This window comes from Micromonospora sicca (genome assembly GCF_003172935.1).
GTDB lineage: Bacteria > Actinomycetota > Actinomycetes > Mycobacteriales > Micromonosporaceae > Micromonospora > Micromonospora sicca.
The window spans coordinates 1-7,069 of record NZ_QGKS01000422.1 but is presented as its reverse complement, the minus strand read 5'-3'; the positions used below and the strand labels follow the sequence as shown (position 1 = coordinate 7,069).

Genomic DNA, 7,069 nt, shown 5'->3' with positions numbered 1-7,069 from the left:
CGGATCGTCCAACTTCGCCGGTTGGCACATCGCGCAGGCGCAGGCGGCCGCCGGCCGGCGCAACTTCCTCGGCCTCGTCGCCGAGCAGTCCATCTACAACCTGCTGACCCGGCACGTCGAGCTGGTCGAGCGTGCGCGGGCCGATGATCGGGGCGGTCACCCCCGGGCGGGAGAGCAGCCAGGCCAGCGCCACGTCGGCCGGGTCGTGGCCCAGATCGGCGCAGAGCTTCTCGTACGCCTCGATGGTGGGCCGGTGCTCGGCGAGCGCGTCCGCGGCGCGGCCGCTGGCGCCGCGCGCCGCACCGCCCTCGGCCATCTTCCGGAGCACCCCGGCGAGCAGCCCGCCGTGCAGCGGCGACCAGGGGATGATGCCGAGCCCGTAGTGCTGGGCGGCGGGGATCACCTCCAGCTCGACGTGCCGGGTCAGCAGGTTGTAGATGGACTGCTCGGCGACGAGGCCGAGGAAGTTGCGCCGGCCGGCGGCCGCCTGCGCCTGCGCGATGTGCCAACCGGCGAAGTTGGACGATCCGACGTAGATGACCTTGCCCTGGGCGACCAGGGTCTCCATCGCCTGCCAGATCTCCTCCCACGGCGTGGTCCGGGAGACGTGGTGCATCTGGTAGAGGTCGATGGTGTCGGTCTGCAACCGGCGCAGCGACTCCTCGCAGGCCCGGATGATGTGCCGGGCGCTCAGGCCCTGGTCGTTGGGCCAGTCGCCCATCTTGCCGTAGACCTTGGTGGCCAGGACGACCTTGTCGCGGCGACCGCCGCCCTGGGCGAACCAGCGGCCGATGATCTGCTCGGTGATGCCCTCACCGAGTTGCCAGCCGTAGACGTTCGCGGTGTCGAAGAAGTTGATCCCGTGTTCCAGCGCCCGGTCCATGATGGCGAAGCTGTCCGGCTCGGTGGTCTGCGGCCCGAAGTTCATGGTGCCGAGGCAGAGCCGGCTCACCGACAGGCCGGTGCGTCCCAGGTTCGTGTACTCCATGGGTCCACCCTGGCACGCGGGCACTTAGAGTGCCTTACGACAACTCCAGTTCGGCGCGTCTGACGCCGCGCCGCGACCTGGAGCCGTCGCGCGTGACCAGGGTGGACGATGGATCAGGAGGACTCGCGGGCCGCGGGACCGGTGCCGAAGAGGACATCGTCCCAGCTCGGCAGCCGCTTGCGCGGCTTGCCGTTGGCGTCCGTGGACTCGGCGCCGCCGGCGGCCGCCGCCGCACCCGTCCGCCGCGGCCGGAGCACCGCCAGCGACGGTACGGCCGGGATCTCCTTCGGCGCGTCCGAGTCGTCGTCGAACGCCGAGCCCTGACCGCCGCCGAGCAGGGCCGCCGCGCCGCCGGCGACCGCCCGCTGGCGGGGTGCGTCCTGCGCGGCCGGCGAACGCGGGTCGAGCCCGCGCCCCGAGCTCGCGCCGAGCGGCCGGTCCAGCGAGGCGAGCAGCGCGTCCCGGCCGGCCCGGATCGGGTCCCGACCCGGACGGGCGTGCTCGCCCGCCGACGGCAGGCCGTGCCCGCCCCGGCTGGGCTCGCCGCGGGACGGCCCGGGCAGCGCGTGACCGCCCCGCTCCGGCGCCGGCTCCTGGCCGAGGATCGGAGTGGGACGCTCGGCGCACAGGTATTGCGCCATGTCGTCGTGCGGGGTGACGTTCTGCCGGAGCTTGTCGAGATCCCAGACCGCCTGCGCGGTGGCCTTGCCCGACGGCCAGGTGGCGATGATGCGCCAGGTGCCGTCGTCGCGCCGGTACGCGTCCCAGGAGATCTTCTCGGTGTCGATCCCGTGCTGGGCCAGCCGGCCGTTGACGACCTCGGCCAGCGGGGTCGGCTTCTCCGCGCCCTTGAGCCGGGTGCGCCGAGCGTGCTGGGCGAGCATGGCCCGCTCCTGGAGCACCGGGCCGGCGTAGCGCAGGACGCGATCGACCGGGACACCGGCGATCCGGGCGACGTCCTCGGCGGACTCGCCGGAGCGGATCTTGGCCTGGATGTCCCGGGGGGAGAGCGACGGCATCGGGTCGGCGGCGGTGGGCACCACCGCGAGGGGGGCCGCGCCGGGCTCGGCGTGCAGCGCCGAGGCGATGCGTTCGTCGATGGGGAGGGCGAGCAGGCGCCCGACCTCGTCGGCGAGCACCAGAGCCTGGCCGTCCTCGGAGAGGGCGACGAAGCGTACTGGGCGCATGGCGTTGCCTCCGTCCCGCTTCGCTGGCCGTCACGCCACGAGCCGGCCACCCGGGCGTCTCGGACCACCGTACGCTCATCTACCCGGAGGTGGGGGATGCGACACCCCGGCATGTCGTGACTGAGCTGCGGCGATGATCACGGTGGGTGGTCGCCGGGCCCCCGGCGACCACCCACCGTCACGGCGTCGTCAGAGCCGCTCCACCACGTAGTCGATGGAGGCGGTCAGCGCCTCCACATCGGCCGGCTCGACGGCCGGGAACAGCGCGATCCGGAGCTGGTTGCGGCCCAGCTTCCGGTACGGCTCGGTGTCCACGATGCCGTTGGCGCGCAGCGCCTTGGCGATCGCCGAGGCGTCCACCCCGTCGGCGAAGTCGATGGTGGCGACCACGTTGGAGCGCAGCGCCGGGTCGGCCACGAACGGGGTGGCGACGGCCGACCGCTCGGCCCAGCCGTACACGATGCCGGCGCTCTCGGCGGTCCGCTTGGCCGCCCAGGACAGGCCGCCCTGCGAGTTCATCCAGTCGGTCTGCTCGGCGGCCAGGAAGATGGTGGCCAGCGCGGGCGTGTTGTACGTCTGCTCCAGCCGCGAGTTGTCGATCGCGGTGACCAGGTCGAGGAAGGCCGGGATGTAGCGGCCCGACGCCTTGATCTCGGTGGCCCGCTCCAGCGCGGCCGGGGACATCAGGGCCAGCCAGAGGCCGCCGTCCGAGCCGAAGCACTTCTGCGGGGCGAAGTAGTAGACGTCGGTCTCGCCGACGTTGACCTCCAGGCCGCCGGCCCCGGAGGTGGCGTCGACCAGCAGCAGCGAGCCCTCGTCGGCGCCGGCCACCCGGCTGATCGGCACGGCCACGCCGGTGGAGGTCTCGTTGTGCGGGGTGGCGTAGACGTCCACGCCCGCCTCGGCGACCAGGGCGGGCGCGCTGCCCGGCTCGGCCTTGCGGACGGTCGGCTCGCCCAGGAACGGCGCATCCTTGACCGATTTGGCGAACTTGGCGCCGAACTCGCCGAAGCTGGCGAACTGGGCCCGGTCCCGGACCAGGCCGAAGGTGGCCACCTCCCAGAAGGCGGTGGTGCCGCCGTTGCCGATCACCACCTCGTAGCCCTCGGGGAGGGAGAAGAACTCGGCGATGCCCCGGCGGAGCCGGGCCACCTGGTCGCGGACCGTCTTCTGCCGGTGCGAGGTGCCCAGGTAGCTGGTGGCCACGTCGGCAAGTGCGGAGACCGCCGCGGGACGGACCTTGGACGGCCCGCAGCCGAACCGCCCGTCGGCGGGCTTGATGTCGTCGGGAATCCGGATGGTCGGTGCGTCAGCCACGGTGGTCGAGATCCTTCCGCAAGGGCGAGGGCGGGCCCGTTCAGCGGGCGCGGATCGACGGCCGAGGCGCGCGGGGCGCGACGCGACCGGGGTCCGGGCCCGGTCCGGCGACACTGCCGGCCTTCATCCTCGCACCCTGGGCGGGTCGCCCGACGGCTGGTCCCATCCGGCGGGGTGAGGCATGCGCCACACGACGCGCGAAGGGGCCCCGTCCGCGCGGACGGGGCCCCTTCGGGGTATCGCGGATCAGACGCCGTGCGGGATGGCGTCCCAGCCCTCGACCTGCTGCGGCTTGCGGGTGCCCGGGCCGAGGTAGCGGGCCGACGGGCGGACCAGCCGCTGGAGCTTCTTCTGCTCCAGGATGTGCGCGGACCAGCCGCCCATCCGGGCGCAGGTGAACATCGAGGTGAACATGTGCGCCGGCACCTCGGCGAAGTCCAGCACCACGGCCGACCAGAACTCGACGTTGGTGGCCAGCACCCGGTCCGGGCGGCGGGCCTGGAGCTCGGCCAGCGCGGCCTTCTCCAACGCCTCGGCGACCTCGAAGCGCGGCGCGGCCAGCTCCTTGGCGGTGCGGCGCAGCACGCGGGCGCGCGGGTCCTCGGCCCGGTAGACCCGGTGGCCGAAGCCCATCAGCCGCTCGCCCCGGTCGAGGACGCCCTTGACGTACCCCTCGGCGTCGCCGCTGCGCTCGACGGCCTCCAGCATGCTGAGCACCCGGGACGGCGCGCCGCCGTGCAGCGGGCCGGAGAGGGCGCCGATGCCGGAGGAGATGCAGGCCGCGGCGTCGGCGCCGGTGGACGCGACGATCCGGGCGGTGAACGTGGAGGCGTTCAGGCCGTGCTCGGCGGCCGAGATGAAGTACGCGTCGACGGCCTTGACGTGCCGCGGGTCGGGCTCACCCCGCCAGCGCTTCATGAACCGCTCGACGATCGTCTCCGCCTTGTCGATCTCCTTCTGCGGCACCGCCGGCAGGCCCAGGCCGCGGGCGGACTGGGCGACGAAGGAGAGCGCGGTGACCGACACCCGGGCCAGGTCCTCGCGGGCCTGCTCGTCGGAGATGTCGAGGAGCTGGCTGAGCCCCCAGTACGGGGCGAGCATGGCGACGGCGGACTGCACGTCGACCCGGATGTCGCCGGAGTGCACCGGCACGGGGAACGGCTCGGCCGGCGGCAGGCCGGGGCCGAACCGCCCGTCGACCAGCAGCGCCCACACGTTGCCGAAGGAGACCTGACCGATCAGATCCTCGATGTCGACGCCGCGATAGCGCAGCGCGCCGCCCTCGCGGTCCGGTTCGGCGATCTCGGTCTCGAAGGCTACGACGCCCTCCAGGCCCGGTTTGAAGTCGGACATGTCGTCTCCTGGCTTCCGGCTCGGTGCGCCCGAGCGGGCCGGTCCGGCCCCGCACCTTAGGCGACCCTCAGGGATGTGTTCGTGCCATCTTGCCTGCTGGGTAACCGAGTGCGCGACCCGCAGCGGCTGTGCTGCACGCGACATCCCCGGCGGTGGACAAGCTCACCAGGTCGGCCAGACTGGGCGGTGGGGTCTGGCCAGCGTCTCCGGGACGCCGGCGGACCGGCGAGGGGGAAGAGAAACGTGACGGGCGACACAGTGGCCCCGGCGGCCATGCGGAACGAGTACGCCGCCGACCAGGGCCTGTCCGAGGCGGATCTGGCGCCGGACTGGCACACCCAGTTCGACCGCTGGTTCGCCGAGGCGGTGGCATTCCCCCTCCCGGAGCCGAACGCCATGGTCGTCGCCACCGCCGACGCCGCCGGGCGGCCCAGCGGCCGGACCGTCCTGCTCAAGGGGTACGACCCGGAGGGCTTCGTCTTCTACACCAACTACGACTCGCGCAAGGGCGCCGAGGCGGCCGTCAACCCGTGGGCCAGCCTGGTCTTCCCCTGGTTTCCGATGCAGCGCCAGGTGGTCGTCAGCGGGCAGCTGGAGCGGGTGGACCGGGCGGAGACCGAGGCGTACTTCGCGAGCCGGCCGCGCGGCTCCCAGCTCGGGGCCTGGGCGAGCGCCCAGTCCCGGGTGATCCCCGACCGGGCCGCGCTGGACGACGCGTACGAGGCGGTGGCCGAGCGCTTCGCCGGGGTCGAGCGGATCCCGGCGCCACCGCACTGGGGCGGGCTGCGGGTTCGCCCGGCGTCGGTGGAGTTCTGGCAGGGGCGGGCCAGCCGGCTGCACGACCGGCTGCGGTTCCGGCGGACCGACGGCGGCGACTGGGTCACCGAGCGGCTGGCGCCGTGACCGGGGTCAGGGAGGCCCGGCCGCGCGGGGGGCGCCGCTGGGCGATCGACCTGCGCCCGCTGCGGGTGCCCGCGTACCGGCGGGTGTGGCTCGGCAACGGCGTGGCGATGTTCGGTTTCCAGTTCACCGCCGTGGCCGTACCGGTGGAGATGTTCGCGCTCACCGGCGGCTCGCTCTGGGTCGGGCTGCTCGGCATCGCCGGCTTCCTGCCGCTGCTGGTCTTCGGGCTCTGGGGCGGGGCCGTGGCCGACGCCCGGGACCGGCGGCGGGTGCTGCTCGCCGGCGGCGCGCTGCTCTGGGCGTCGACGCTGGCGCTGCTGGTGCAGGCGCTGTTCCGGGTGGGCAGCCCGGTGCTTCTCCTCGTGCTGGTGGCGGTGCAGTCGATCGCGTTCGCGATCACGTCGCCGGCCCGCAGCGCGATCCTGCCCCGTCTGGTGCCCGCCGAGCTGGTGCCGGCGGCGAGCACCCTGAACTTCACCACCTTCACCGCCACCTCGGTCTTCGGGCCACTGGCCGCCGGCTTGATCTTCGCCACCTGGCGGACCGACGTCGGGCTGCCGATCGCGTACGCGGTGGACGCCCTGCTGTTCACCGTCTCGTTCTGGGCCACGCTGCGGCTGCCCGCGATGCCGCCCGAGCCGGACCCGGACGGTGCCGCGATCCCGGGCAGGGCCGGCCTGGCCAGCATCGTCGACGGGTTCCGCTACCTGGCCACCACCCCGGTGCTGCTGCTCTCGTTCGCCATCGACCTGATCGCGATGGTGCTGGCGATGCCCCGGGCGCTCTTCCCCGAGGTGGCGCACGAGCGCTTCGGCGGCGGTGCGGCGGTCGGCTGGCTCTACAGCGCGATCGCCATCGGGTCGATGCTCGGCGGGCTCACCTCCGGCTGGATCGGCCGGCTGCGCCGGCAGGGGCTGGCGCTGGTGGTGGCGGTGGCCGGCTGGGGGCTGGCCGTCGCCGCCGCCGGGCTGGCCGGCCGGCTCTGGCTGATGGTGGTGCTGCTCGGCGTGGCCGGCGCGGCCGACCTGGTCAGCTCGGTGCTCCGGCAGTCGATGCTGCTGATCTACGCGCCGGACCGGATGCGTGGCCGGCTCCAGGGGGTGAACACGGTCGTCGTCGCCGGCGGTCCGCGCCTGGGCGACCTGCGGGCCGGCGGGTTGGCGGCCGGTTTCGGCGCCGGCGTCGCCTGGGTCGGCGGCGGCCTCGTCGCGGCCACCCTGGCGGTGCTGCTGGCGGTGGCCTTCCCGGCCCTGGTCCGCTATCGGGCCGCCGCCGCGTCGAGTGCCGACCGGGACTGACCCCGGCCGGTCGCGGGCTGGGG

General features: G+C 74.0%; 6 protein-coding genes. 2 read left to right on the top strand and 4 right to left on the bottom strand.

What is annotated here, in order from left to right:
* The 4 genes from DKT69_RS32580 to DKT69_RS32565 all read right to left on the bottom strand — a co-directional run.
* A partial coding sequence (locus DKT69_RS32580; RefSeq protein ID WP_236648495.1) for an aldo/keto reductase occupies positions 1-988 on the bottom strand: 988 nt, incomplete at its 3' end.
* A gap of 113 nt (positions 989-1,101) precedes the next feature.
* Positions 1,102-2,175, bottom strand: a complete 1,074-nt coding sequence (gene sepH, locus DKT69_RS32575) for a septation protein SepH (RefSeq protein ID WP_109805259.1) — start codon at positions 2,173-2,175, stop codon at positions 1,102-1,104.
* Between the two features lie 189 nt (positions 2,176-2,364).
* A complete protein-coding gene (gene serC / locus DKT69_RS32570; protein WP_109805258.1) occupies positions 2,365-3,492 on the bottom strand; it encodes a phosphoserine transaminase in 1,128 nt (375 codons plus the stop codon).
* 246 nt (positions 3,493-3,738) lie between these two features.
* On the bottom strand, positions 3,739-4,845 hold the full coding sequence (locus DKT69_RS32565) for a citrate synthase 2 (protein WP_109805257.1): 1,107 nt from the start codon (positions 4,843-4,845) through the stop codon (positions 3,739-3,741).
* A 273-nt stretch (positions 4,846-5,118) separates the two neighbouring features.
* Between DKT69_RS32565 and pdxH the strand changes: the two genes are divergently transcribed.
* Both pdxH and DKT69_RS32555 read left to right on the top strand, forming a co-directional pair.
* A complete protein-coding gene (gene pdxH / locus DKT69_RS32560) occupies positions 5,119-5,748 on the top strand; it encodes a pyridoxamine 5'-phosphate oxidase (RefSeq protein WP_109805260.1) in 630 nt (209 codons plus the stop codon).
* A complete protein-coding gene (locus DKT69_RS32555; protein WP_109805256.1) occupies positions 5,745-7,046 on the top strand; it encodes an MFS transporter in 1,302 nt (433 codons plus the stop codon). Before pdxH ends, DKT69_RS32555 begins: the two co-directional genes overlap by 4 nt.
* Positions 7,047-7,069: the final 23 nt, after the last annotated feature.